General features: G+C 62.6%; 2 protein-coding genes. Both read left to right on the forward strand.

The annotated features are described in order from the left end of the window. Nucleotides 1-41 precede the first annotated feature (41 nt). Entirely contained in the window at nt 42-809 is a 768-nt protein-coding gene (gene tam / locus EN893_RS29135; protein ID WP_127271532.1) for a trans-aconitate 2-methyltransferase, read from the forward strand. Between the two features lie 187 nt (nt 810-996). Beyond that, nucleotides 997-2,118 (forward strand): beta-ketoacyl-ACP synthase III, encoded by a 1,122-nt coding sequence (locus tag EN893_RS29140; protein WP_127272443.1) that lies wholly within the window; start codon nt 997-999, stop codon nt 2,116-2,118. Nucleotides 2,119-2,447: the final 329 nt, after the last annotated feature.

The raw sequence follows: 2,447 nt of genomic DNA on the forward strand, positions 1-2,447 counted from the left end.
GGGTTTTAGGGCGGCGATCTCAACCAGCATGAGGAGCTCAAATGGCTGATTGGTCCGCCGCCCAATATCTGAAATTCGAAGACGAGCGCACGCGGCCCGCGCGGGATTTGGTCGCGCAGGTGCCGGTGGACTTCCCGCGCCGGGTCGTCGACATCGGCTGCGGGCCTGGCAACTCGACCGAACTGCTTGTCGAGCGCTGGCCGGATGCTGAGGTGAGCGGCTTCGACACTTCGCCCGACATGATCGAGAAGGCGCGGGCGCGCCTGCCCGAGGTCACCTTTGATCTCGCCGATGCCTCCGAATGGCAGCCGGCGGAGCCGGTCGACGTGATTTTCGCCAATGCTGTGTTCCAATGGCTGCCTACCCATCCGGCGGTGTTCCAGCGGCTGATGGGCTTCCTCGCCCCAGGCGGTGCGCTTGCCGTCCAGATGCCCGACAATCTGGGCGAGGACTCCCACCGCCTGATGCGGGAGACCGCCGCCGAAATGCCATTTGCCGAAAAGCTCAAGGGCGCGGCACGCGGGCCGTTGCCGCCGGTGTCGTTCTACTATGACCTGCTGTCGCCGCTCAGCGACCGGCTTGATATCTGGCACACCATCTACAACCATCCGCTTGCCGACGCGCAGGCGATCGTCGAATGGGTGAAATCGACGGGCCTGAAGCCGTTCCTCGATCCGCTGGACGCCGAGGAGAGGGCGATGTTCCTCGAATGTTACACGGCCAAGATCGCCAAGGCCTATCAGAAGACGGCTGATGGCAAGGTGCTCTTGCGCTTTCCGCGCATTTTCATTGTCGCAAAACGAGCTTGATTATCCATGTCGCGCGGCGCCTTAGGGCCGCTTGGCTTTGGCTGTGGCCATGTCGAGGGATCGGCTTCAGTCGGCCCAGATCTTTGGTTTAAGCCGGCGTAAACCGCCTCGGTGAGAAAACTGTTGCGCCGGAGCGTTCCGGCGCCCACATGAAGCCCGCAACGCCTGCGGATGGGACGGACTGGACATGCATCGCGTCATCATCAGCGGCATCGGCGTTGAGATCCCCGAACCCACAATCACCAATGAAGAACTGGTCGCCAGCTTCAATGCCTGGGTCGACCTGGAAAACGCGCGTCGCCAGGATACTGGCGAGCCGCCGCTGCCGAAATCGGACAGCGACTTCATCGTCCACGCCTCGGGCGTGCGCACCCGTCATGTGATCGAGCGCGAGGGCATCCTCGACCCGACCCGGATGGCGCCGCGCATTCCCGCACGGCCCGACGATGCGCTGTCGCTGGAGGCCGAGTTCGGCATAGCCTCGGCGAAGAAGGCCCTCGACCATGCCGGGCTGCAGCCGTCGGATATAGACCTGGTGATCTGCTCGGCCTCGCATCACCAGCGGCCCTATCCGGCGATCGCCATCGAAATGCAGGAGGCGCTGGGGACGAAGGGCGCGGGCTTTGACATGGGGCTTGGCTGTTCTTCGGCGGCGGCCGCCTTGCACATAGCCGTCAATTTGGTGCGGTCGGGCGCGCACAAGCGCATTCTGGTGACGACGCCCGAGATCATCACCGGCCATCTCAATTTTCGCGACCGGCAGACGCATTTCATCTTCGGCGACGCTTCGGTGTCGATGGTGGTCGAAGGGCTGGCCAAGGGCGACAAGCGGCCGGGGCGCTTCGAAGTGCTCGACACGCGCGTCTGGACGCAGATGTCGAACAACATCCGCACCAATCTGGGCTATCACACCCGCACCGCCCAGGATGATCCTTACATGATCAATCTGGAAGGCAATCTGATCAAGCAGGTCGGCAACAAGGTGTTCAAGGAAGTCACCGTTGCCGGGCAGAAATTCATCGTCGAATTCCTGGCCGAGCACGGGCTGACGCCGCAGGCGATCAGGCGCTTCTGGCTGCATCAGGCCAATGCACGCATGAATGCGATGATCCTGAAACTGTCGTTCGGCCACGAGGTCGACCACGACCGCGCGCCGATGGTGCTGGAGCGGCTTGGCAACACGGCGGGCGCCGGCGCCATCGTCGCGCTGTCGGAAAACCACGCCGACATGAAGCCTGGCGATTTCGGCCTGATCTGCGCCTTTGGCGCGGGGTATTCGATAGGCGGTGCGCTGTTGCGGATGCTCTAGGTATGTCGATATTCAGGTGAGGCCGCCCGGCGAATGGCTACGCTTCCCCGCGTCGCGGTAGGGCTGAACTCACGTACCCAAAAGTACGCTCCGTTCCTGTGCTCGGAATACACCTTGGCGCTCAATACGTCTTGTTGCGTTAGGCTGGTGCGAACGGCACTCGCCTGGCGATCGCCATCCCATCGGTGACGTTGATCGGACGATCAGCACTTTCGACTGGACGCCGCGAAGTCCGCCCGGCTAATTCGCTGGATGACGAGAGAAAAGAACGCCATGCTGGATCTCTTCCCCGAGGCTGAAAAGCCGATCGAAATCATCCCCGCGCGAAA

The sequence above is a fragment of the Mesorhizobium sp. M7A.F.Ca.CA.004.04.2.1 genome, assembly GCF_004022825.1.
Classification (GTDB): Bacteria; Pseudomonadota; Alphaproteobacteria; order Rhizobiales; family Rhizobiaceae; genus Mesorhizobium.